Below are 22,584 nucleotides of genomic sequence, written 5' to 3' on the forward strand. Positions count from 1 at the left end.
ATGGCTTTTACTGCGAAAGATGTCGCAGCTCTTCGCGCGAAGACCGGCTGCGGGATGATGGATTGTAAGAAGGCGCTGGATGCTTCCGGCGGCGATATGGATCAGGCAATAGACTTTCTTCGTGAAAAAGGTCTTGCCGCCGCAACCAAAAAGGCTGACCGCGTCGCGGCCGAGGGCATTGCCTTTGTCGACCTGAATGAGGCCGGCAACGTGGGCGTGGTGATTGAAGTGAACGCGGAGACGGACTTTGTCGCCAAAAATGCGGAGTTTCAGAGTTTTGTCAAGACCTGCGCCGACACCGTGATGGAACAGAACCCGGCCGATGTGGAGGCTCTTTTAGCCTGCAAGGCTTCCGGTTCCGATGAAACGGTCGACGCGATCCTGAAGGAAAAAATTCTAAAAATCGGCGAGAATATTAAAATCCGCCGTTTCCAGCGCATGGAAGGAGCTCTCGGCGGCTATATTCATGCGGAAGGAAAAATCGGCGTTCTCGCAAGATTTGATACGGCCGCCGAAGTCGCCGCGAAACCCGAATTTAAGGAATACGCCAAAAACGTGTGCATGCAGATTGCCGCGATTGTGCCGCAGTATCTTAACGAAGAGAGTGTGCCGGCGGATGTGGTCGAGCATGAAAAGGGAATTTTGAAGCAGCAGATTATCGATTCCGGCAAACCGGCTGAGATTGCGGAGAAGATTGTTGTCGGCAGGTTGAAAAAATTCTTTAAGGAAGTTTGCCTGGTCGATCAGCTTTATGTGAAAGATGATAAACTGACTATTCAGGATTACACCGATCAAACGGCGAAACAGCTTGGCGGAACGATTAAGATTGCTGCCTTTGCCCGTTATGAAAAGGGCGAGGGCCTTGAAAAGCGGCAGGACAATTTTGCGGATGAAGTTGCGGGCATGATTAAATAGAAATTGCCCGAATCAACGGATGAAGCAGCGCAGAGAATTCTGCGCTGCTTTTGTCTATTTGCTGGGAGACGGAAAATGAGTCATACGCTGAGGATCGAAAGATCAAAGAGGAGGACTTTGTCCCTCTCGATTACGAGAGATGGGGCTGTCCTGGTCAGAGCCCCTCTATTTCTTGAAAGTGAGGAAATAGAGTCTTTTGTCCGGAGACATGAGGAATGGATTGAAAGACAGCTTTCTCTCTGGAAAGAGCGCGCCGCACGGGAGGCGGCGCTGATGCTGACGCCGGAAAAGACGGCTGCCCTGAAACAGAGGGCTCAGGTTTATCTGAGCGGCCGCGTGCGGCATTACAGTAAAATAATGGGTGTCAGCCCGATCGGGATCAAAATCACATCGGCCAAGACCCGATGGGGCTCCTGCAGCGCAAAAAACAGCCTGTGCTTTTCTTATCGGCTGATCCTTCTGGACCCGGAAGCCGTCGATTATGTTGTTGTGCACGAACTCGCCCATATACGGGTCAAAAACCATGGGCCGGAGTTTTACCGGGAGGTTGAACGGTATCTTCCGGATTTCCGGCGGAGAATCGCCCTCCTCAGGGAAAGCCAGCAGAAAATCGGTTTATGACCCGCGTGATCCTGGCGTCCCTGTGCCGATTCGTTTACCGGGGATCGCTTCACTGAGCACCGGCCGTGAACGGCGTTAAGGTTTAAGGACAAAAGCACAGGTCGCAGAGGTTAAATTCCGTGTTTGCTATTGTTCTGCCGGTATCCAGGTGCTAAAATATGGATAAAGTCAGTAAAATGATCGCCAAAGCGTTTTTCTGATAGTGCATACACATTGGGAGCATCTTAAATGAGGAAGGCGGGGTATTGCCAATGCCGATGACAGAGCTGCCGTTGGAAAAAGCGTTTATGCTGATTGAGCCGGGGCCGGTAATGCTGGTCACAACCAGGGATCACGAGCGGAATAACATCATGACCATCACATGGCACATGGTAATGGATTTTACCCCCAAGATCGCCCTGACGACCGGTCCATGGAATTATTCCTTTCAGGCTTTGACACATACTGGAGAATGCGTCCTGGCGGTTCCTGCAATCGATCTTGCGGAAAAAGCGGTGTCGATCGGGGACTGTTCCGGCTGTGAGGTGGACAAATTCGAAAAATTCGGTCTGACTCCTTTGCCGGCCGCCAGTGTGCATGCTCCTCTGATTTCAGAGTGCCTTGCCTGCGTCGAATACCGTGTCACGGACTATTTGGAATCTCAAGGTATTTTTGTCCTGCAGGGGGTTAAGGCCTGGATTGACAGGGAACGGAAAGAACGGCGGACTTTTCATGCCAACGGCGACGGCACCTTTGTTGTAGACGGAGAGACCGTCAACCTGCGGGGCCTAATGGAAGACAAACTTCCGCCCGGGGTCTGAAATGCCTGCTGATTTCTGGCAGGGTTGTGATTCGATTTAATTTTTTTGCCGAGTGCTATTATTTTTCTGTGCAATACCGATAAAATATGTTATACTATCAATTAGGTGCAGTGATCTCAGGAGGTTCGCTCATATGACAGACAGTGAATTATTGAACAGCTATTACCCTCTCATTTCCTTTCTCGCGGAGTTGTGCGGTCCGGGCTGCGAAGTACTGCTGAATGACGTTTCAACGCCGGAGAGGGCGGTTGTCGCCATCGCGGGCGGCTGCCATTCCGGCAGGGAGATCGGCAGTCCGATGACTGATTTTGCCAGAGATATCGTCACAAATAAAACTTATCAGGATAGCGATTATATTTCGAATTATACCGGAGCGGGCAAAGGAAAAAATTTTATGTCCAGTACCTTTTTTATCAAAAATGGGGACCGTCTTGTCGGTCTGCTTTGCGTCAACCGGGACATGAGTTTGCTGACTCAGACGGAGAATGCGTTTGAACTGTTGAAGAAGCAGTACAATCTGGTCATGCCTTCGGAAGAAGTTCAGGAAGTGCTGGATGCTCCGGTGTCCATGATCTTACAAAACATGGTGCGTGCGGCAATCAGCGAATCGTGCACGCTGCCTGACCGCCTTAAGAAAAGCGAGAAGGAAGCGATCGTAATCAAGCTGAAGAACCAGGGAGTTTTGCGCATGAAGGGCGCGGTTGCGGAAATCGCGCGTCAGCTGCGTATTTCTGAGCCCACCGTTTACCGCTACATCAATTCCGAGAAAACGTAAGATTTCGCTATCAGCGAGCCGTGCGGTGTAATTGCCCTCTTGCGAAGGGATCCCATCATGTCAAATCAAGAATAAAAATGCGCTTTATTCGGCCGTTAAAACCAAATAAAGCGCATTTTTCTGCCTGTGTTTCGCTGGGAAAGAGAATTATCCGATTAACGGCGCATCCGGCGCATCCGGCGCATCTCGTGGCATTCGTTCAGGCGCAATTCAAAATCCTGCTTGTTTTTTTGTACCAACACGTCGAGGACCAATCCGCAGAAAAACGAAAGGATGGAGCCTAGTGTCAAAAAGCAGCTGACAATCAAGGTGGGGAGGCGGGGGACAAGCCCTGTTCTGAAATATTCAACGAAAACCGGAAGAATCAGAATCACGCCGATCAAGAGCATCAATGCCGCGGCAAATCCGAAAAAGGGAAGAGGACGGCAGTTTTTGTACAGACGAAAAATCGTTCGCAGGACCTTGGCGCCGTCGGAGTAGGTGTTCAGTTTCGATTCGCTGCCGGCGGGCCTGTCCCGGTAGGGGACAACGACGCTTGAGATTCCGAGATTTTTGTCGAGTGCGTGGATTGTCATTTCCGTTTCGATTTCAAATCCTTTCGATAAAACCGGGAATGTTTTGACAAACTCGTAGCTGAAAGCGCGGTAGCCGGTCAGAATATCACTGACATTTGTATGAAAAAGAAAATTGATGGTCTTTTTCACCAGTGTGTTTCCGATGTTGTGAAACGGACGTGGATTTTCCTCAAAATAGGTAGCCGAAAGACGGTCTCCGATCACCATTTCCGCCTGGTTATTCAAAATCAGACCAACCATTTCTTTTGCGCATTCCGCCGGATAAGTGTCGTCTCCGTCGGTCATAAGGTAGCATTCGGCGTCGATGTCGCGAAACATGCTGCGAATCACCTGTCCCTTCCCCTGACGGTATTCGTAGCGGACAACGGCTCCCGCTTCCCTTGCGGCGCGGTCTGTTCCATCGGTCGAATTGTTGTCATAAACATAGATGACAGCTTGTGGCAATTCCCGCTTGAAATCTTCAATGACCTTCGCCACCGTACGCACTTCATTATAGCATGGTATCAATACTGCGATTCTGTCCATGTGCCGCCTCCTGTTCACGATTATTTTTCCCAATGTTTGGGAAAACATTCAAAACTGACTTCAGGCATTCATTCTTTTTTCACAGATTTTTCCATTTTGGATTCGATTCAGCCTGCGGACATATAGGGTCAGAGATCCTGCTCCTTTCGATTCCGTCCCGAAAGGGGCGGCATTTTTTCGTTTAAGGATGATTTCATGGGAAAAGGCAAAGCTATTGAAGAAACAAATTCGATAAATTCTGTAGAAATAAAAAGAGAGGATGGATTCCAAGATGGCAGACGTAAAAAGTCCTTATCAAAACGCTCCGGCGGCGACACCTACAGATTTTCCGGTTCAGCACCAGGAAAGGCAGCCCGGCCGCCAGCAGCAGATGAATCCTCAGCCGGTAACCGACAATCCGGCCGCCCGCGGCAGCGGAAAACTGCAGGGACGCGTCGCGGTTATTACGGGTGGGGACAGCGGAATCGGACAAGCGGTTGCGGATGCTTTCGCAAAAGAAGGCGCGGACATTGTGATTGCTTATCTGGAGGAGCAAGAGGACGCGGACAGGACCTGTGAGATGGTGAAAGCCGCGGGCCGGCGCTGCACGGCGGTCAAATGCGACCTGCGGCAGGAGCTCTGCGCGAAACAGGTCATTGACCAAACGATATCTGACTTCGGCAGGATCGACCTTTTAGTCAACAATATCGCTGTTCAGTTTCCGCAAAACGAGATTGGGCAGATTTCCTCCGAACAACTGAAGAACACATTTGAGACTAACTTTTTCAGCTGCTTTTATATGGTTCAGGCGGCCCTGCCTCACATGGGTCAAGGATGCTCTATCATTAACACCACTTCGATCACTGCGTATCAGGGCAGCCCTACGCTGATCGATTATTCCGCGACCAAGGGGGCCATTGTCTCCTTTACAAGGTCGCTTTCCCAGTCGCTTGCGCCGAAAGGGATCCGGGTCAACGCCGTGGCGCCCGGGCCGGTCTGGACGCCGCTGATTCCCTCCAGTTTCGATGGGCAGAGAGTCTCCGAGTTCGGCAAAAATATGCCGCTTGGCCGTGCAGCGCAGCCGTTTGAAATTGCGCCGGCTTACGTGTACCTCGCTTCCGACGATTCAGCCTGTATGACCGGTCAGGTGCTTCATGTCAACTGCGGCGCGATTACGGAAAGCTGATCTGAAAGGGCGAGCCCGGAAACCGAGGTTAAGAGAAAACCTTCTTTCGTTTGGAATGGAAGCGGGATAGCCGCTTCATTCCGAACAAGAAGGTCTTTTCTTAGAACGTATAAACAAGCTCTCATCCCGACCGGTCTGGCTGGAAATTGGCGGAGAGTCTTGTGCTGGGAAACCAATTTTGTCTCAAGGCAAAAAAAGAAGGCCGCTTTAACGGCGGCCCGTGGAAGAATGCGAATGGAATGCTGATTCAATGTGGTGAAAGCGCGCCAGTATGATTGCCTTTTAAAATTGTGCGGTCATGATCCGCGCAACGCAGGGCTTGGGCTGGTTTACTCGATCACGGTCACATTAGCCGCGCGCAGCTTGCCGTTGCGGGCATCTGTTTCGGTATCATAAGAGACCTTCTGACCTTCGGAAAGAGTCTTATATCCGTCAGACTGAATAGCAGAAAAGTGTACGAACACATCTTCGCCGCCATCGTCGTTGGAAATAAATCCATAACCTTTTTCCGCATTAAACCATTTTACTGTGCCTTTATTCATTAATAAAGCACCTCCGATAGTAGTATGTCCTAATGTGAAACTAAAAACTCACATCCCGAGCAAATCATTAAACGTTCAATGACTTACATAAAGATGTGAGTTCCATTGGCACATTTAGAAGACGTTTATTATCTTAACATAAAATCTATCTTTTGTCAAACTAATTTACGCAGTGCTTTTTCGAAATTTCGTTTATTTGATCCGGATCCGGGAAAACTACCGGAAAAGGAAGGAGGACAAAATGGAACAGAATAAAAAAGAAGAAAGAAAACTGCAATTGAAAGACGATGTCTCTTTTATGGACGAACAGTCTGTCGCTTCCTCCATGGACTGCACCGGTTTGATGCCGTCGCTTCCGGCTACGGAAGATGAGGCGGAATCCTATTCCGATCTATATTCGGTTCCGGCGCCAAGACAGATCGATGATGTTGAAATCCGTAAGAAATCTCTTCGTCATCATAAAGTCGGAGGCAAGAACACCTGAGCGGATATTTGTTTCAGCCCGAATATAAATGCCGGTCCCGCGCGCCGCGGGACCGGCATTTTCTGTAGCTTCAGCGAAAAGTAAACCACCAGCTGGCGGTTTTAATTTATGAAGCAATAATAAAAAGAAACCGCCTCGCAATAGCCTTACGGATATTTTGAGACGGTTCCTTTATTCGACAACGTCAGCCCCAATGGGTGACGCTTAAAATGCGGGAAGATGAGTCGGAGAAAAGTTATTTCATGCTTTCCTCATATTTCTTGATCATGTTTTTAACCATCTGGCCGCCGACAGAACCGGCTTCCTTCGTGGAAAGATCTCCGTTGTAGCCCTGCTTCAGGTTTACGCCGACTTCGGACGCAGCTTCCATCTTAAACTTATCAAGAGCTTCACGGGCTTCCGGCACGACGTGTTTGTTACTACTAGACATAAAAGCAACACTCCTTCATTTAATCTATTTTCATTTCCCTTGCGTTTGCTTTACTATTTTGCGTTGTGGTTTCTTTTTTATGAATGTAAATTTTTTCAACTTCAAATAATATAACCCTTTGATGAATCCACTCCCGAAATCAGCAGAGCGGCGCACACCATAAGGAGCTGATGCGGGCTGCGGGATTCTGAAAATTTCACGGTAAAATCGTGTGGCTCAAGCATGTTCCCGTCAAGGGTCCTCAGTGTGCGCTGCAGACTCAGCGCGGCGGTGCCTTCCTCCAGGCCCGCGATACTGAGCGTTTCCCTTGAGCTTGTGCCGCAAGTGACAGCGGCGGTCCCCGAACCCTTCAAAAGTGCGGCGGCACGGACATTTTTAGACTCAAGAACGCATAAAAAATCCGGTGGGAATGAGATCGGGTCCTGTGGGAGCGTGCTGTTTTTTAAAAGGGCGATTCCCTGCCTTAATTCAATTTTTGGTATTTTTTCATATTCATAGAGGAAATATTCCGGACCGGGACCACGTTCAAAAACGCGATCCGGACCGGAATATCTCACTCCGCCGTACTTTGGCAGGGCGGCAATCAAGGCCTGTGTTGCCGAAGTGTCTTTTGAATCTCCGCATAAAAAAATATTTACCATGAATCCAATGCCTCTGTTATCGATATTTCTGAAAACAGTATTTGCCGTGACATTTTAATTATGTAAGGCAATTACCGCCAGGAGTGTTCCATAACGCCGGTATTTTTGGAAACGTGACATGCGTTTCGAAATATTTAGGATCTATATTTTTTGACCCGCCGACAATGCCGGCGGGTCTTTTCGCACTTAGGTGAATTAAAATAGCAAGTGCAACAGGAGGGTAGAAAGAGTCCACAAAAAGCCAAATCCATGATACAGTAGGAGTTGAAAAGACACCACTGAAGGAGAGGCTTTTTATGGACTACCACCATCTTACACCAAAAGAGCGCGCATTGATAGCCCAATTGTGGAATAACGGGATCAGTATGAGGCAGCTTGCACGCAGGTTGCAAAGGGATCCGGGCACAATCAGCCGGGAGATCAAGAGGAACCGTTCGGGACAAAAATATCTTAGCGTTCCGGCACGGGCCCGGTACCTTGAACGGCGAATGGAATGCCGCCGGAAGAGGCTGTATCAAAACCCACGTCTGACAGCTTACATATCCGAAAAGCTTGAATTGTCATGGTCGCCCGAACAAATTGCCGGAAGAATCCGGTTAGACTATCCGGATGACCGGGACATGAAAATCTCGCACAGCAGCATATATCGGTGGCTACGCGCGGACTTGCTGCCACGTTCCGTACAACTTACGATGAAACTGCGTCACTATGGCCGTCAGCATGGAGAAACTCGTGGGTACAAGGCCGGGGCGCGGGAAATCCGGGAGAGAAGCAAAGAAGCTCTACGCAGAAAGAGACTTGGAGACTGGGAAGCTGACACGATCGTGTTCGGACAAGCAAAACGCGCTTATTTGCTGAATGTGACCGACCGAAAAAGTCGATACTGCTGCCTGGCCGTCCTGCGCAACATCAGACGGGAAGAAGTCATGCGGGGCTTTGAGTTCTTCTTTGAAGGCGGAAAGGTTCCGCTCCGCACGGTAACGTCGGATCGAGGGATCGAATTCAACTGCCACCGTGAATTTGAGAGCCGCTTTGAAGCGTTGTATTATTACACTCGCCCAGCCTCTCCGTGGCAGAAGCCAACCGTGGAAAATACGAACGGATTGATTCGTCAGTTTTTCCCCAGAGGAACCCGTTTTACAGAACTTACCCCAGAAGCCGTGGCATTTGTCATGGAGCGTCTCAACGACCGCCCGCGTAAATGTTTGAATTGGAAAACTCCTGCTGAAGTCATTTCTTCTTATCTGTTGCACTTCACTTGACAATTCACCCTTAAGCGATAAGCTATTTTTTTGCTGAGGGGTTTGAAATTTGCATTCCGGCCTGGTCAATCGTATAATTGCTTTTTAAAATCAATTGGGAAACCGGCACGATCGTGTATCCTTGCGACTGCAGTGTTTTCAGGATGGTCGGAAGGGCCGCCGGTGTATTTTTTGCTCCATTATGAAACAAAACAATGGAACCGGGTTTTACTTTTGTAGTCACGCGGTCGATAATCTGCTGAGGAGTGGGATTCTTCCAGTCTAAACTATCAACATTCCACTGGATCGCATACATGTCAAGATCCTGCGTTGTTTTTATCACGGGGTTGTTGTAATCGCCGTAAGGGGGGCGGAACAGAATCGGGCTGACGCCGGTGACCGCCTTGATTTTGTCGTTGCAGGACGAGATTTGCTTTTTCATGTCATTCTCAGACAGCTTTGGCATGTGCGGGTGGGTATCGGAGTGATTGCATACTTCATGCCCCGCAGCGGCCAGGGCTTTTACGGAATCCGGGTATTTGTCGACCCATGCGCCCACAACGAAAAAGGTTGTTTTTACATTGTATTCCTTTAATATGTCGATCAGTGTTTGTGTTTCTTCATTCCCCCAGGCCGCGTCAAAGGATATCGCGATTTTTTTCTCCTCTGTTTTTACATTATAGATCGGAAGAAGACGCTTGGAAGCCGAAGCCTGAACAGCCTGAATCCCGCGCACGCCTGCTGCTGCGGCCAGTACAATTGCCAGAACACCGAACAGGATGGTCAGCAGCCGCTTGCGGGTTACAGTAATGACATGCATAGTCTATTTCCCCTTTCTGTTCAAAATATATGCGAAAGGAGAAGACATAAAACCGTTTTATCAAAAAAGTGAAATCAAGCGCATGAGCCGCTGACTGACCATGAAATGCCCCGATGTCCGCAAACAAGCGGACATCGGGGCATGATTTTCTGTCAGCCGACGGAAACTTTGATTTGGCCAAGAATTTCGCCGATACTGCCGCGCAGGGCAAGGTCTGCTTTTGCATCCATCGGCGTAGTGGTTTTATTGATCAATACCAGGCGGTGGCCCTTATAATAGTCGATGAGTCCGGCGGCAGGATAAACGGCCAGCGAGGTTCCTCCGATCATCAGCATGTCTGCGCGGCGAATGGCGTCCACAGCACCGTAAAGAGTGTCTTGATCCAGTCCTTCTTCGTAAAGAACGACATCCGGCTTGATCACGCCTCCGCAGGAGCAAGTGGGGATTCCAGAGCTTTGCAGCATGAATTCCGCGTCATAAAGCCTGTGGCAGCGCTGGCAGTAATTGCGGTGAACGGAACCGTGAAGCTCATAGACCGTTTTGCTCCCAGCTTTCTGATGGAGGCCGTCGATGTTCTGCGTCACCACTGCGGAAAGCTTTCCGGCTTGCTCCAGCTCCGCCAGTTTTTTGTGTGCGGGGTTCGGCTGCGCGTCGAGATAAAGCATTTTGTTTCTGTAGAAATCAAAAAACTCCTTCGGATGGGTTTCGTAAAAGCCATGGCTGAGCATCACTTCGGGCGGGTAATTGTAATGCTGGTTGTACAGCCCGTCCACGCTGCGGAAATCGGGAATCCCGCTTTCCGTCGAAACACCCGCACCGCCGAAAAAAACAATACGGCTGCTTGCGTCGATCATCTGCTGAAGTTGTTCCGTGTCCGTCATAAACCATCCCTCCAAAGCATTTGCCGGCTTTTTCTTTTATCTTATTCGCAAATGAGGGAAAAAGCAAGCGGAATCAGCAAGAAAATTCCACCCTGCCGCAGTTCTGTGATCCTGCGTTGGCGAGTTTCGCAATGTCCGTTTTCAGGGGTTCTATCCGCTTCGGAATCCTGGCTTTTCGTTCGTCCTGGCAGCTTAACGCTGTTCCTTTTGCGTTTCCGAGGGTTTCCAATTCCGGGGTTCTCCCGTTACGGCACCTCAAACACGCCGATACAGTTGAAAAAGATCCTGCGCGATTTTGCCGTTTGCCCTTTCGGCATGATGCTTGATGTGATCAATCGGTTTTGCCACCATCCGTTGTGAAAGTTCCCGGGCGTCGGTGCATTTACGGAAAGCGGTGTTCTACTGCCCTGTTTTGGCGTCTTCTCGCTTTGGCTTGACCTTTACAGAAAATCATGATATACTTATTATAAATTGAAAATACCCGTGAGGGAGTAGTTAGCGCAAATGTGCGCGGCAAGTCAACATACTGATCGTCAACGGTCTGGCTTGTCTTAAAAGACGAGACTCATGTATAACTTTTACAGCTATACATGGCCTTTTTTTATTGTGGTTAAAGCCCAAGTATACGCTCGTATGAGTGCTGCTTGGGTTTTTCTTTTGCAAATCACACTTTGTAAGGGAGAATATGTCATGAATCTATTGGAACTATTCCTCATCGCTGTCGGGCTTTCAATGGATGCTTTTGCCGTAGCCGTTTGTTTCGGGCTGACCATGCCTAAGGCAACCGTTAGAAAATCGTTGGTTGTCGGCATGTATTTTGGCTTTTTTCAGGCGATTATGCCGCTTATCGGGTATATGCTTGCCACACAATTTGCCGATAAGATAATCACTTTCGATCATTGGATCGCATTCACCCTGCTCTGTTTTATTGGCGGTAGAATGATTGCGGAAAGCTTTAAAAAAGAAGGATGTGCAGACAGGGAATGTCCTGCTGAAATATGCACGGACAGGGAATGTCCCGGCGGAGAGCGCCCAAATAGGAGGGAAGCCTCCTTGAGACCTGCTGAAATGCTGCCTCTTTCACTTGCCACAAGCATTGACGCGTTGGCGGTAGGCGTATCATTTGCTTTTCTTGATGTTAATATTGCCCCGGCGGTTTTATACATTGGAATCGTCACACTCATTTTGTCTATGATAGGTGTGAAAATCGGCAATATATTCGGCATGAAATTCAAATCGAAAGCCGAGCTTGCCGGCGGCATGATACTGGTTTTAATTGGTTTGAAAATTTTGCTTGAACATATGGGGATCATCAGACTTTAAAATAAAGGGATTCAGCCTTCAGCTAATTCGAACCAGCATTCTTGATATAAAACGGGGCGGGGAACTGAGGCGGTTTGCCGCCGCTCCCGCTCTTTATAGTTCCGCCGCTGCCGTGTCAGACAGGATGGGGCCGAACCATTCCGCTTTCTCTTTGCGGGCATCAAAGAGGAATCAGGGCTTGACAAATTCAGGATGCCGTGATATAAACTTAGATAATCAAACTAATTAGACGGGAGGGGGAACGATCGTGCTGGACTCGTTTGAAAAAGATCTCAACGAACTTCTGGTGGATACGTTCCGCTCTATCCTCAAAGTGGAGGAAGATACGCTCAGAAGCACAAAGATCGACCTTTCCATCAGCGAACTGCATCTTCTGGAAGCCGTCGGGAAAAACCGGGAGCAGGGCAGAACCATCAGTGAACTCGCGCAGGAACTCGACATCACGCTTCCTTCTGTCACCGTGGCGATCAACAAGCTTTTAAAAAAAGGGTATGTCCAAAAGAAAAAAAGCGGCGAGGATGCCCGGATGGTGTATGTTATCCTGACCAAGCAGGGAAGCAAGGTCGATCATGCGCACCGCTATTTTCACCGGCAGATGGTGCGCCAGGTCAGTTCGGGATTTTCCGAAGAGGAAAAGCAGATATTGGCGAGGGGAATTTTCAAATTGGATGCGTTCTTTAAGAGGAAGAGCGCGGAAATGGAGAAATAGATGAGTTTTACAATCGCCGGGACCGGAAGCTGCCTGCCCGCGTTATCCGTCGGCAACGATGCTTTCACCAAATTCGTGGATACGAGCGACGAATGGATTTCCACGCGCACGGGGATCCGCAAGAGACATTTCGTCAAAGGGGAGAGCCAGCGGGGCATTGCGGCACAGGCTTCACGGCTGGCTTTGGAGGACGCGGGCCTTTCTGCCGGCGAGCTGGATCTGATCCTGTGTGCGACGGTGCAGGGAGAGGATATCTCGCCGTCCCTCGCCTGTATGGTGCAGCAGGATCTCGGCGCGGGCTGTCCCTCCTTTGATCTGAACGCCGGCTGCACGGGGTTTCTCTATGCGCTGCACGCCGCCGCCGCTTACTTTCGTTCCGGAATGGCCCGCCGTATTCTGATTGTCTGCGCGGAACAGCTTTCGCGTTTTATCGATTGGGAGGATCGGAGCACCTGTGTGCTGTTCGGAGACGGCGCTGGTGCGGTCGTCCTGTCCGAAGGCGACTCTCTGCTCGGCATACGGGTTGGCGCCCGCGGCCAGAGGGAGAACCTGAACATTCCGGGGGAGGGGATTTCCGGCCCGTTCTGGGACGGGGAGAAGAAAGAACACTGCATCCGCATGAATGGGAGCGAGATTTTTAAATTTGCGGTGACCGCCGTCCAGCATGAGATCGAAGCAGCCGTTCGGGAAGCGGGAATCAGCGCGGACGGCGTGGATTATTTTCTGCTTCACCAGGCAAACGGCCGCATCATCGACTCGGCCCGGACACGGCTGCGTCAGCCAGAGGCAAAATTTCCAGTCAACTACGCGGAGTGCGGCAACACCTCCTCGGCGAGCATCCCGATCCTGCTTGACGGCCTGAACCGGAGCCGCCGCTTGAAAAAAGGGGACACCCTGCTTTTTTGTGCGTTCGGCGCGGGACTGACCTGGGGTTCCTGCATCGTCCGCTGGGATAAAAATTAATTACTGGAGGAAATTCAAATGGTATTTGAAAAAGTGGCACAGATTTTGGCAGAGCACAAGGAAATCGACGTTTCCGCCGTCAAACCGGAAAGCACGCTGGAAGAGCTTGGGCTCGATTCGCTCGACACGGTCGACCTGATCATGCAGTTCGAGGACGAATTCGATGTTTCGCTCGAGATGGATGAAAAGCTCAAGACAGTTGGAGACATCGTGAAACTGATTGAAGAAAAAATGGGGTAATGCCATGATACACACACCGCTTTGCGAACTTTTGGGGATCCGCTACCCCATCCTTCAAGGGGGGATGGCGTGGATCGCGGACGCCTCGCTGGCTTCGGCGGTATCGAACGCCGGCGGCCTCGGGATCATTTCGGCCATGAATGCCAGCGACGAATGGCTCAGGACGGAAATCAGAAAAGCCAGGACCATGACGGACCGGCCGTTCGGCGTCAACATCATGCTGCAAAGCCCGTTTGCGGAGCAGGTTGCCCGCGTTGCGGCGGAGGAAAGGGTCGCCGTCGTGACGACGGGTGCGGGCGACCCCGCCCGCTATATGGAAGAGTGGGGCAAAGCGGGCATCCGCGTGCTTCCGGTCGTCGCTTCCACGGCCGTCGCGCGGCATGTGGAGCGCGCGGGGGCGGCCGCAGTCATCGCGGAGGGAGGAGAATCCGGCGGACACGTCGGGGACCTGACGACAATGGTGCTGGTCCCTCAGGTGTGCGACTGTGTCCATGTTCCGGTTATCGCGGCGGGGGGCATCGCAGACGGCCGCGGCATCGCGGCCTCGATCATGCTCGGCGCGGTCGGCGTGCAGGTTGGCACTCGCTTTTTAGTGGCTAAGGAGTGCACTGTGCACCAAAACTATAAAAACCGCATTTTAAAGGCCAAAGATATCGGCACGGTCACGACGGGCAAACGCCTCGGACACCCGGTGCGCTGCCTGAAAAATGCCTTTTCGCGCGACTTCCTCGCGAAGGAGTACGACCCCGAAACGAACGTGAAGGAGATCGAGGCCCTTGGAGTCGGCGCACTGCGCCTTGCCGCCCGCGAAGGCGATGAGAAAAACGGCTGCTTTATGGCGGGACAGTCGGCGGCCCTGGTGACGAAGGAACAGCCCGCAGAAGAGATCATAACGGAGATGTTCGAGGAAGCGGAAGCAATTCTGCGCGGGGGAACGAGATGGGTCGGCTAGCGGTCATCTTTGCAGGCCAGGGCGCGCAGCGCCCCGGTATGGGAAAAAAGCTTTATGAAACCTCCCCGGCCGCTCGTTCCGTCTTTGAAACGGCGGAACGCGTCCGTCCGGGAACCCTTCGCCAATGCTTTGAAGGGACAAAGCAGGAGCTTTCTCAAACGGAGAACACACAGCCCTGCGTCTTTGCTGTCGACCTGGCCTGTGCCGCGGCGCTGCGGGAATCCGGCGTCGATGCAAGCGGAGCGGCCGGCTTTTCGCTGGGGGAAATCGCGGCCCTCGCCTTCACGGGAATTCTCTCCGATGAAGATGCGTTCCGCCTGGTCTGCAGGCGCGCGGAGCTGATGGGGCAGTGTTCCCGGAAGCGGCCCGGCGCGATGGCGGCGCTTCTGGGGCTGGGGACAACCCGGGCGGAAAGCATCTGCAAAGAGGCCGGCGTCTGGCCGGTAAACTACAACTGCCCGGGCCAGCTTGTGGCGGCCGGGGAGGCGGAAGCGGTTTCCGCGCTTTGCACGTTGGCGGCGCAGACGGGAGGAAAAGCCGTCCGGCTCGCCGTTTCCGGAGCGTTTCATTCCCCGCTGATGTCGGAGGCGTCCGACGGGCTTGCAGAGGAACTGAAGCGGTATTCCCTGAAGAAGCCCGCGATGCCGCTCTATTCCAATGTGACGGCGGAACCTTATGGGTCGGACGCGGCGGATCTGATCGCACGTCAGGTGAAAAGCCCCGTGCTTTGGCAGAAGACAATAGAAAACATGGCTGCGGCCGGTTTTGACACGTTTGTGGAGGCCGGACCCGGGACCACGCTGTGTGGGCTGATCCGCAGAATTCTGCCGCATGGGAACGCTTTCCACGCGGAGGACCCGGAAAGCCTTGAGCAGACGGTCCGGCAGATCATGGAGGAAAATCATGTTAAAGAATAAAACAGCGGTGATTACCGGTGCTTCCGGAGGGATTGGTGGGGAAATCGCCCTTCGGTTCGCGGAGCAGGGAGCCGATATCGCAGCGATTTATTCCGGAAACCGCGAAGCGGCGGAAGAACTCTGCGAACGGATCCGCGCGCTGGGACGGAAGGCGTCTTCTTTCCGCTGCGACGTTTCCTGTTCCGACGATGTAAAAGATACGGTCAAACGGATTCAGTGCGATTTCGGCGGAATCGATATTTTGGTCAACAACGCCGGAATTACCAGGGACCTTCTGGTTCCGCAGATGAAGGACGAGGATTTCGATCGCGTACTGGATGTGAATCTGAAGGGCGCGTTTCATATGATCCGCCAGACGTATATGATCTTTGCCCGGAGACGGGCGGGCAGGATCATTAACATTTCATCGGCTTCCGGGCTGACCGGAAGCGTTGGGCAGGCGAATTATTCCTCCGCCAAGGCCGGGCTGATCGGGCTGACCAAATCGGTTGCCCGGGAACTTGCCGGACGGAACGTGACCTGTAACGCGATCGCACCCGGACTGATCGATACCTCGATGACCCGAGAGATGAACCGGGAGGCAAAAGAGAATATTCTGAAAGCCATTCCGATGAGGCGGATCGGGGAGGCGGGCGATGTCGCGAATCTCGCGCTTTTCCTTGCTTCGGACCTCGCGGGGTACATCACCGGCGAGGTGATTCGGGTGGACGGCGGCCTCTGCATGTGAGGCCGCCGGGAAAGGAGCATTCATGGCGGATTGGACGGGAACCGGTTTTCATATCGGGGAACTGAAGATAAAGGCGCCTGTGGTCCAGGGCGGAATGGGAATCGGGATTTCCATGAGCGGCCTTGCTTCCGCAGTGGCAAACGAAGGCGGCGTCGGGGTGATTTCAGCGGCCGGCGTCGGGGTAATGGCCGGCGGCAGCGGAAAGCTGTCGGAAGACCGCGCCGGGCTCCGGGCGGAAATCGCCAGGGCACGGTCTGGAACAAAGGGCGTTCTCGGCGTCAACATCATGGTCGCGCTGACCAACTTTGAGGAAATGGCGCGCACGGCGATGGAAGAAAAAATCGACCTGATCTTCGCGGGCGCGGGCCTGCCTCTGAGGCTCCCCGAATTCCGCCCGGAAGGATGCGGAACAAAGCTGGTGCCGATCGTGTCCTCCGCCCGGGCGGCGGACCAGATCTCCAGGTGGTGGTTCAAACGTTACCGGTATCTCCCGGATGCCTTTGTGGTGGAAGGTCCCAAAGCGGGAGGACACCTCGGCTTTCATCCGGAGCAGATCGACGACCCGGATTACCGGCTGGAAAAAATCATCCCGGAGGTCGTGGCCGCGGTAAGGCCTTATGAGAGGACCGCGGGCCGGAATATTCCGGTCATTGCAGCCGGAGGAATTTTTACCGGCGAAGATATTTATCGTTTTTTAGAGTTGGGCGCTTCCGCGGTACAGATGGCGACGCGGTTCGTCGTTACGGAGGAATGCGACGCCGATCCGCGGTTCAAGGAAGCCTTTGTCAACTGCCGTGAAGAAGACATTGAAATCATCAAGAGCCCGGTCGGAATGCCGGGAAGAGCCATCAAAAATGATTTTCTGGCAAGCGCGGCGGCGGGAGGCAAAAGGCCGAAGTTCTGCCCTTATCACTGCATTACCTCCTGCCGCCAGGAAAAGGGAGCCTACTGCATTACCGACGCGCTGGTGAACGCCTGCAGGGGAAACCTGGAGAGCGGGTTTGTCTTTATCGGGGCGAACGGAGGCAGAGTCCACGAGATCACAACGGTGCATGGGCTGATGGAGGAGCTTGCCGAAGAGTATCAGAAGGCGGTTCTCCGTGGACAGGAGTTGAACACAAAATCAGAGGTTCCGCTTGCCGGAAAAGGAGTCTGAACGATGAGAAGAGTAGCCGTAACGGGGCTCGGCGTGGTTTCCCCGGTCGGGAACAGCGTGAAAGAGTTCTGGAATAGCCTGACCGCCGGAAGATGCGGAGTCGGGTTCATTACAAAGTTTGACACGACGGATTATAAGGTAAAAGTTGCCGCGGAAGTCAAGAATTTTGACCCCGCCTGCTGCATGTCGAAAAGCGAGGTCCGGAAAACGGACCTGTTTTCTCAGTACGCCCTGGCGGCGGCGGACCAGGCGATGAGCGACAGCGGCCTGACCGGAATCGATCCGCGCAGGCTGGGCGTCTATGTCGGCTCCGGCATCGGCGGCATCCATACCATTGAAGAAGAGACGGAAAAGCTTTTCAGCAAGGGCCCGTCGAGGATCTCGCCTTATTTTATTCCGAAAATGATCGGCAACATGGCGGCGGGCAATATCGCCATCCGGTATAACGCGCAGGGACCCTGCCTGCCGGTTGTCACGGCGTGCGCAACGTCCTCGCACACGGTCGGGGAAGCATTCCGCGCGATCCGGTACGGATATGCGGACGCGATTCTCGCCGGAGGAGCGGAGGCTTCCGTCCTGCCGCTCGCGGTAGCCGGGTTTATCAACTGCATGGCCCTTTCAACGAAAAACGACCCTTTGAACAGCTCCTTGCCGTTCGATAAACGGAGGGACGGTTTTGTCATCGGGGAAGGCGCGGGCATTCTGGTCCTTGAGGAGTACGAACACGCGGTTTCCCGCGGTGCGAAGATTTATGCGGAAGTCACCGGCTACGGCAACACCTGCGACGCATATCATCCGACGGCGCCCCATCCGGAAGCCCGAGGCGGTGCGGAAGCGATCCGGCTGGCGGCGGAGGAATCCGGCATCGGGGAGACGGACGTCCTTTACATCAACGCCCACGGTACCGGAACGCCGCTCAACGACAAAACGGAGACGCTCGCGATCAAGAAGGCCCTGCCCGATCTGGCGCGGAAGGCGTACATCAGTTCCACCAAGTCGATGACGGGGCATATGCTCGGGGCGGCCGGCGCGGTTGAAGCGATTGCCTCCGTTCTGGCGCTTTCCACCGGTACGGTTCCGCCGACGATCGGGTACCGGGACCCGGACCCGGACTGCGACCTGAATTATGTTCCGAATCAGGCAGTACAGGCGCATCCGAATTGTGCCGTCTCCATCTCTCTCGGGTTCGGCGGGCACAACGCCTGCGTCGCGTTTCGAAAAGAAGGAAAGGTGGGTCCGGCATGATGGAATTGGAACAGGTTCGCGCGCTGGCGGGAATCCTGAAAGAAAACGGCCTGAGCGCCCTTGAACTGAGCTGCGGCGAGGATCATATCAGGCTGGAAAAGCAGCCGGCCTCGATTTCTCAGGCTTCTGCGGCGGCGATTCCGACCGTGCAGTCCGCACCTGCCGGAGGCAGAGAGAGGGCGGCGGATCAAAATTGCCAGGAGATCAAGTCGCCGATGGTCGGTGTGTTTTACGCCGCGCCGTCGCCGGACGCGGAGCCGTTTGTAAAGGCCGGGAGCCGTGTAAAAAAAGGCGACGTTCTCTGCGTCATTGAGGCGATGAAGCTGATGAACGAGGTCAACGCGGAACAGGACGGGACAATTCTTGAAATCTGCGTAAAGAACGGCGATGTTGTCGAGTACGGGCAGACGCTCTTCCAATTTGCATAACCGGCGGGTTGGAAAAAATTTCACAGGAGAAAATTCAGCCGCGAGGCGGAACGGAGGATCCTATGAATCGTGATGAATTGATGAAGATAATGCCGCACAGACCGCCGATGCTCCTGATTGACGAAGCGGAAAAGGGTGCGGACGGCAAGGCGCACGGGGTCTATACGGTTCGGGGAGACGAGTGGTTCTTGCAGGGGCATTTCCCGGGAATGCCGATCGTTCCCGGCGTGATCCAGTGTGAGATGCTGGCGCAGACCTGCTGTGTTCTGATTGACGATTCGTCCGGGCCAGTGACCCCGATGTTTGCGGGAATCGACAAAGCCCGGTTCAGAGGCAGTATCCTGCCGGGGGACCGGATTGAAATGGTCTGTGAAATTGTCAGGAAAAAGGGCCCGTTCTTTTTTGCGAAAGGGTCCGGCTTCGTAAACGGAAAGCTCTGCGTCAGCGGGGAATTCTCGTTTGCCTTGGTCAGGACGGGGGGAGAGTCATCTTGTTTTCCAAAATCCTGATTGCGAACCGCGGCGAGATCGCCGTTCGGGTAATCCGTGCCTGCCGGGAGATGGGGATCTCCACCGTTGCGGTTTATTCGGAAGCCGACCGGGATGCGCTGCACGTCAGTCTTGCGGATGAATGCTACTGCATCGGCCCGGCGCGCGCGAAAGACAGCTATCTGAACATGAGCGCCATCCTGTCCGCCGCCGCCGTAAGCGGGGCGCAGGCGATCCATCCGGGCTACGGGCTTTTGTCGGAAAACGCGGAGTTTGCGCGGCTGTGCGCAAAATGCGGCGTTTCGTTCATCGGTCCCTCTCCGGAAGTCCTTTCTAAAATGGGCGACAAGGATGAGGCAAAACGCACCATGAAAGCCGCGTCGGTTCCCGTGATCCCAGGCTCCGGGCTGGTGGAAAATCCGGACGGCGCGAAACTGGCCGCCGCTGAGATCGGATATCCCTTGCTTGTGAAGGCACGCGCCGGGGGCGGCGGGCGCGGGATCCGGCTGATCCGGGCTGAAAAGGAACTCGACCGCGCTTTGTCCCAGGCCTCTGAAGAGGCGGAAAGCGCGTTCGGGGACGGCGGGATGTATCTGGAAAAATACATGACCGGCGTCAAACATATTGAAATGCAGGTCCTGTGCGATACGCTCGGAAATATTGTCTGCCTTGGGGAACGGGACTGCTCCATGCAGAGAAAAAACCAGAAGGTACTGGAGGAAAGCCCGTCTCCGGCGGTTTCATCGCAGCAAAGGGAGGAGCTTTCCAAGCTGTGCGAACGCGCCATGCGCGCGGTCGGCTACACCGGCGCAGGAACGGTTGAATTCCTGATGGACCGGGACGGCCGCTTTTATTTTATGGAGATGAACACGCGCCTTCAGGTGGAACACCCTGTTACCGAAATGGTGACGGGAATCGATCTGGTCAAATGGCAGATCCGGATTGCCTCCGGACTCCCTCTGGATTTTACGTCCAAGGATATCCCGCTGTGCGGCCACGCGATCGAGTGCCGGATCAACGCGGAAAATCCCAAAGAGAATTTCCGCCCCGGGTGTGGAAAAATCACGCTGCTTCACATTCCGGGAGGTCCGTCTGTCCGGTTTGACACCGCTCTGTATCCGGACTATGTGGTCACGCCTTTTTATGATTCCATGATCGGCAAGCTGATTGTCCAGGCGAAGACGCGGGAAGAGGCCGTGCGCAAGATGCAGGCCGCCCTGTGCGAACTGGTGGTCGAAGGGGTGGACCAGAACGTGGAATTCCTTCTGGAGCTGTTGCAGGAGGACGCCTTTCAGTCCGGACGATACACCACATCCACTCTGACCGAACGGGGGAGACTATGATTCACAGAGGAATTTTCAAGCGTCCGAGAAACGGGCTGGAGGGAGAGATCGAACGGGACAGAACCCCGGGACCGTCCGTCCCGGAAAATATGTGCGTGACCTGCCCGTCCTGCCGGAAGCTTCTGTTTCGGGACGCGCTTGCGGAGAACAGCTATGTTTGCCCGCGCTGCGGCTGGCACTTTCGGATCGTTGCGCGCCGGCGGATTGCCCTGATTTCAGACGAGGGCACATTCTGTGAGCAAAACGCTGATGTTGCCTCCCAAAATCCACTGGGCTTTCCGGGATACGACGAAAAATTGGAACAGGCGCGTCACCCGGAGGCGAACAAAGATGAGGTTGTCTGCGGCACCTGCCGGATCGGCGGATTCCCCTGCTGCGTTTTTGCGATGGAGCCTTCCTTTATGATGGGAAGCATGGGGACGGCGGTTGGTGAAAAGATCACCCGGCTGTTCGAGTATGCGCTGAAGCGCCGGCTTCCCGTCGTCGGTTTCACCGTTTCCGGAGGAGCCCGGATGCAGGAAGGGATTCTTGCTTTGATGCAGATGGCGAAGACCAGCGGGGCGGTTCGGCGGCATAGCGACGCCGGACTTCTTTATATTGCGGTTTTGACCAATCCGACAACGGGCGGCGTGACCGCCAGCTTCGCGATGGAGGCCGATATTATTCTGGCGGAACCCGGAGCACTGATCGGTTTCGCCGGGCCGCGCGTGATCGAGCAGACGATTCGGCAGAAGCTGCCGCAGGGATTCCAGCGCGCGGAGTTTCTGCTGGAAAAGGGCTTTGTCGATCAGATATCCAATCGCAAGACGCAAAAACGGCTGCTTGCCAGGCTGCTGGAATTCCACGCGGGAGGCGCGAATACGGATGAATGCCTATGAAAAATTGCTTGCGGCCAGAGCGGACGGCCGCGCGACCGCCAAGGATTACATTGGGAGGTTGTTTTATAATTTCACCGAGATGCATGGCGACCGGCGGTTCGGGGATGATCCCGCGGTGATCGCCGGGATCGGAATGCTCGGAAGAATTCCGGTTACGGTGATCGGCATTGAAAAAGGGCACGGCACGAAGGAAAGGGTCGCCCGGAATTTTGGCTCGGCGCATCCGGAAGGGTATCGGAAGGCTTTGCGCCAGATGCGGCTTGCGGAAAAGTTCGGACGCCCCGTCGTCTGTTTTGTGGATACCTCCGGGGCATACTGCGGGATCGGCGCGGAGGAACGAGGCCAGGGCCAGGCGATTGCGGAGAATCTGACGGAACTGATGGGCCTTAGGGTCCCCGTGATTTCCATCCTGATCGGAGAGGGAGGCAGCGGAGGTGCCCTGGCCCTGGCGGTTGCCGATGAGGTCTGGATGCTGGAAAACGCCGTGTATTCGGTGATTTCACCGGAAGGGTGCGCGAGCATTTTATGGAAGGATCCCGCACGGGTGAGGGACGCGGCGGAATATCTGAAAATAACGGCCCAGGATTTGCTGGCTCTGCATGTGATCGACCGGATCGTACCGGAGGGACTTGGTTTTTCCAAGACCTGTGCCTTTTTAAAAATACAGCTGATTCGGACTCTGACTCACAGCCGGGAACTTGGCGCGGAAGAGCTTCTGAATCTCAGATATGAAAGATTTCGAAAAATCGGAAACTTTGAAAATTAAATTGAGACCGGCGTGGCAAGGCCGAAAAAAGGCC

The 22,584-nt window shown here is 53.7% G+C and carries 28 protein-coding genes; 22 read left to right on the forward strand and 6 right to left on the reverse strand.

Annotated features, from left to right (window positions below; translation table 11 throughout):
- The 4 genes from tsf to VA597_RS07070 all read left to right on the forward strand — a co-directional run bounded on the left by tsf (position 1) and on the right by VA597_RS07070 (position 3,111).
- Positions 1 to 915, forward strand: coding sequence for a translation elongation factor Ts (gene tsf / locus VA597_RS07055; RefSeq protein ID WP_128742075.1), 915 nt, complete (start codon positions 1 to 3; stop codon positions 913 to 915).
- A gap of 75 nt (positions 916 to 990) precedes the next feature.
- A complete protein-coding gene (locus tag VA597_RS07060) occupies positions 991 to 1,536 on the forward strand; it encodes a M48 family metallopeptidase (protein WP_128742076.1) in 546 nt (181 codons plus the stop codon).
- 251 nt (positions 1,537 to 1,787) lie between these two features.
- Positions 1,788 to 2,336 carry a flavin reductase family protein gene (locus tag VA597_RS07065; protein ID WP_326975591.1) on the forward strand — a complete coding sequence of 183 codons (549 nt, stop codon included), beginning with the start codon at positions 1,788 to 1,790 and terminating at the stop codon, positions 2,334 to 2,336.
- 133 nt (positions 2,337 to 2,469) lie between these two features.
- Positions 2,470 to 3,111, forward strand: a complete 642-nt coding sequence (locus tag VA597_RS07070; RefSeq protein WP_128742078.1) for a helix-turn-helix transcriptional regulator — start codon at positions 2,470 to 2,472, stop codon at positions 3,109 to 3,111.
- 155 nt (positions 3,112 to 3,266) lie between these two features.
- On the opposite strand, the gene VA597_RS07075 is transcribed toward VA597_RS07070, so the two are convergent.
- On the reverse strand, positions 3,267 to 4,211 hold the full coding sequence (locus VA597_RS07075; protein WP_128742079.1) for a glycosyltransferase family 2 protein: 945 nt from the start codon (positions 4,209 to 4,211) through the stop codon (positions 3,267 to 3,269).
- Between the two features lie 271 nt (positions 4,212 to 4,482).
- Here VA597_RS07075 and VA597_RS07080 point away from each other — a divergent pair, with 271 nt between their 5' ends.
- The gene (locus tag VA597_RS07080; RefSeq protein WP_128742080.1) at positions 4,483 to 5,376 is read left to right on the forward strand and encodes an SDR family oxidoreductase; all 894 of its coding nucleotides are present in this window, start codon (positions 4,483 to 4,485) and stop codon (positions 5,374 to 5,376) included.
- Between the two features lie 329 nt (positions 5,377 to 5,705).
- On the opposite strand, the gene VA597_RS07085 is transcribed toward VA597_RS07080, so the two are convergent.
- The gene (locus tag VA597_RS07085; protein ID WP_128742081.1) at positions 5,706 to 5,918 is read right to left on the reverse strand and encodes a cold-shock protein; all 213 of its coding nucleotides are present in this window, start codon (positions 5,916 to 5,918) and stop codon (positions 5,706 to 5,708) included.
- A gap of 241 nt (positions 5,919 to 6,159) precedes the next feature.
- Between VA597_RS07085 and VA597_RS07090 the strand changes: the two genes are divergently transcribed.
- Positions 6,160 to 6,402, forward strand: coding sequence for a hypothetical protein (locus tag VA597_RS07090; RefSeq protein ID WP_128742082.1), 243 nt, complete (start codon positions 6,160 to 6,162; stop codon positions 6,400 to 6,402).
- A gap of 235 nt (positions 6,403 to 6,637) precedes the next feature.
- Here the strand turns inward: VA597_RS07090 and VA597_RS07095 are convergent, their stop codons facing one another.
- Positions 6,638 to 6,832, reverse strand: coding sequence for an alpha/beta-type small acid-soluble spore protein (locus tag VA597_RS07095; RefSeq protein WP_128742083.1), 195 nt, complete (start codon positions 6,830 to 6,832; stop codon positions 6,638 to 6,640).
- Between the two features lie 101 nt (positions 6,833 to 6,933).
- Positions 6,934 to 7,473, reverse strand: a complete 540-nt coding sequence (locus tag VA597_RS07100) for a hypothetical protein (protein WP_128742084.1) — start codon at positions 7,471 to 7,473, stop codon at positions 6,934 to 6,936.
- Positions 7,474 to 7,769: 296 nt separating this feature from the next.
- On the opposite strand from VA597_RS07100, the gene VA597_RS07105 reads away from it, so the two are divergent.
- The gene (locus VA597_RS07105) at positions 7,770 to 8,735 is read left to right on the forward strand and encodes an IS30 family transposase (protein ID WP_128742085.1); all 966 of its coding nucleotides are present in this window, start codon (positions 7,770 to 7,772) and stop codon (positions 8,733 to 8,735) included.
- 22 nt (positions 8,736 to 8,757) lie between these two features.
- On the opposite strand, the gene VA597_RS07110 is transcribed toward VA597_RS07105, so the two are convergent.
- Both VA597_RS07110 and VA597_RS07115 read right to left on the reverse strand, forming a co-directional pair.
- Positions 8,758 to 9,534, reverse strand: coding sequence for a polysaccharide deacetylase family protein (locus VA597_RS07110; RefSeq protein WP_128742086.1), 777 nt, complete (start codon positions 9,532 to 9,534; stop codon positions 8,758 to 8,760).
- A gap of 152 nt (positions 9,535 to 9,686) precedes the next feature.
- Positions 9,687 to 10,415: an NAD-dependent protein deacylase gene (locus VA597_RS07115; RefSeq protein ID WP_128742087.1), complete on the reverse strand. Its 729-nt coding sequence runs from the start codon at positions 10,413 to 10,415 to the stop codon at positions 9,687 to 9,689.
- 51 nt (positions 10,416 to 10,466) lie between these two features.
- On the opposite strand from VA597_RS07115, the gene VA597_RS07120 reads away from it, so the two are divergent.
- The 15 genes from VA597_RS07120 to VA597_RS07190 all read left to right on the forward strand — a co-directional run bounded on the left by VA597_RS07120 (position 10,467) and on the right by VA597_RS07190 (position 22,550).
- Positions 10,467 to 10,775 carry a hypothetical protein gene (locus VA597_RS07120; RefSeq protein ID WP_326975592.1) on the forward strand — a complete coding sequence of 103 codons (309 nt, stop codon included), beginning with the start codon at positions 10,467 to 10,469 and terminating at the stop codon, positions 10,773 to 10,775.
- A gap of 330 nt (positions 10,776 to 11,105) precedes the next feature.
- The gene (locus VA597_RS07125) at positions 11,106 to 11,738 is read left to right on the forward strand and encodes a manganese efflux pump MntP (protein WP_128742088.1); all 633 of its coding nucleotides are present in this window, start codon (positions 11,106 to 11,108) and stop codon (positions 11,736 to 11,738) included.
- A 247-nt stretch (positions 11,739 to 11,985) separates the two neighbouring features.
- Complete coding sequence (locus VA597_RS07130) at positions 11,986 to 12,447, forward strand: MarR family winged helix-turn-helix transcriptional regulator (RefSeq protein ID WP_164918981.1); 462 nt, start codon at positions 11,986 to 11,988, stop codon at positions 12,445 to 12,447.
- Positions 12,448 to 13,410: a beta-ketoacyl-ACP synthase III gene (locus VA597_RS07135; protein WP_128742090.1), complete on the forward strand. Its 963-nt coding sequence runs from the start codon at positions 12,448 to 12,450 to the stop codon at positions 13,408 to 13,410.
- An 18-nt stretch (positions 13,411 to 13,428) separates the two neighbouring features.
- Positions 13,429 to 13,650 carry an acyl carrier protein gene (locus VA597_RS07140; RefSeq protein ID WP_128742091.1) on the forward strand — a complete coding sequence of 74 codons (222 nt, stop codon included), beginning with the start codon at positions 13,429 to 13,431 and terminating at the stop codon, positions 13,648 to 13,650.
- A 4-nt stretch (positions 13,651 to 13,654) separates the two neighbouring features.
- Positions 13,655 to 14,602, forward strand: coding sequence for a nitronate monooxygenase (locus VA597_RS07145; RefSeq protein WP_128742092.1), 948 nt, complete (start codon positions 13,655 to 13,657; stop codon positions 14,600 to 14,602).
- On the forward strand, positions 14,590 to 15,519 hold the full coding sequence (locus VA597_RS07150; protein WP_128742093.1) for an ACP S-malonyltransferase: 930 nt from the start codon (positions 14,590 to 14,592) through the stop codon (positions 15,517 to 15,519). The genes VA597_RS07145 and VA597_RS07150 overlap by 13 nt, the downstream gene beginning before the upstream one ends.
- Positions 15,506 to 16,246, forward strand: coding sequence for a 3-oxoacyl-[acyl-carrier-protein] reductase (fabG, locus tag VA597_RS07155; protein ID WP_128742094.1), 741 nt, complete (start codon positions 15,506 to 15,508; stop codon positions 16,244 to 16,246). The genes VA597_RS07150 and fabG overlap by 14 nt, the downstream gene beginning before the upstream one ends.
- Before the next feature lie 22 nt (positions 16,247 to 16,268).
- Positions 16,269 to 17,402: an NAD(P)H-dependent flavin oxidoreductase gene (locus VA597_RS07160; protein ID WP_128742095.1), complete on the forward strand. Its 1,134-nt coding sequence runs from the start codon at positions 16,269 to 16,271 to the stop codon at positions 17,400 to 17,402.
- Between the two features lie 3 nt (positions 17,403 to 17,405).
- Positions 17,406 to 18,647: a beta-ketoacyl-ACP synthase II gene (gene fabF / locus VA597_RS07165; RefSeq protein WP_128742096.1), complete on the forward strand. Its 1,242-nt coding sequence runs from the start codon at positions 17,406 to 17,408 to the stop codon at positions 18,645 to 18,647.
- On the forward strand, positions 18,644 to 19,075 hold the full coding sequence (gene accB, locus VA597_RS07170) for an acetyl-CoA carboxylase biotin carboxyl carrier protein (protein ID WP_128742097.1): 432 nt from the start codon (positions 18,644 to 18,646) through the stop codon (positions 19,073 to 19,075). The genes fabF and accB overlap by 4 nt, the downstream gene beginning before the upstream one ends.
- 62 nt (positions 19,076 to 19,137) lie before the next feature.
- Entirely contained in the window at positions 19,138 to 19,584 is a 447-nt protein-coding gene (locus tag VA597_RS07175) for a 3-hydroxyacyl-ACP dehydratase FabZ family protein (RefSeq protein WP_128742098.1), read from the forward strand.
- Entirely contained in the window at positions 19,566 to 20,906 is a 1,341-nt protein-coding gene (gene accC / locus VA597_RS07180; RefSeq protein WP_128742099.1) for an acetyl-CoA carboxylase biotin carboxylase subunit, read from the forward strand. Before VA597_RS07175 ends, accC begins: the two co-directional genes overlap by 19 nt.
- On the forward strand, positions 20,903 to 21,784 hold the full coding sequence (accD, locus tag VA597_RS07185; RefSeq protein ID WP_128742100.1) for an acetyl-CoA carboxylase, carboxyltransferase subunit beta: 882 nt from the start codon (positions 20,903 to 20,905) through the stop codon (positions 21,782 to 21,784). Before accC ends, accD begins: the two co-directional genes overlap by 4 nt.
- Positions 21,771 to 22,550: an acetyl-CoA carboxylase carboxyltransferase subunit alpha gene (locus VA597_RS07190; protein ID WP_128742101.1), complete on the forward strand. Its 780-nt coding sequence runs from the start codon at positions 21,771 to 21,773 to the stop codon at positions 22,548 to 22,550. The genes accD and VA597_RS07190 overlap by 14 nt, the downstream gene beginning before the upstream one ends.
- Positions 22,551 to 22,584 lie beyond the last annotated feature (34 nt).

The sequence above is a fragment of the Caproicibacter sp. BJN0012 genome (assembly GCF_035986805.1).
Taxonomy (GTDB): Bacteria; Bacillota; Clostridia; order Oscillospirales; family Acutalibacteraceae; genus Caproicibacter.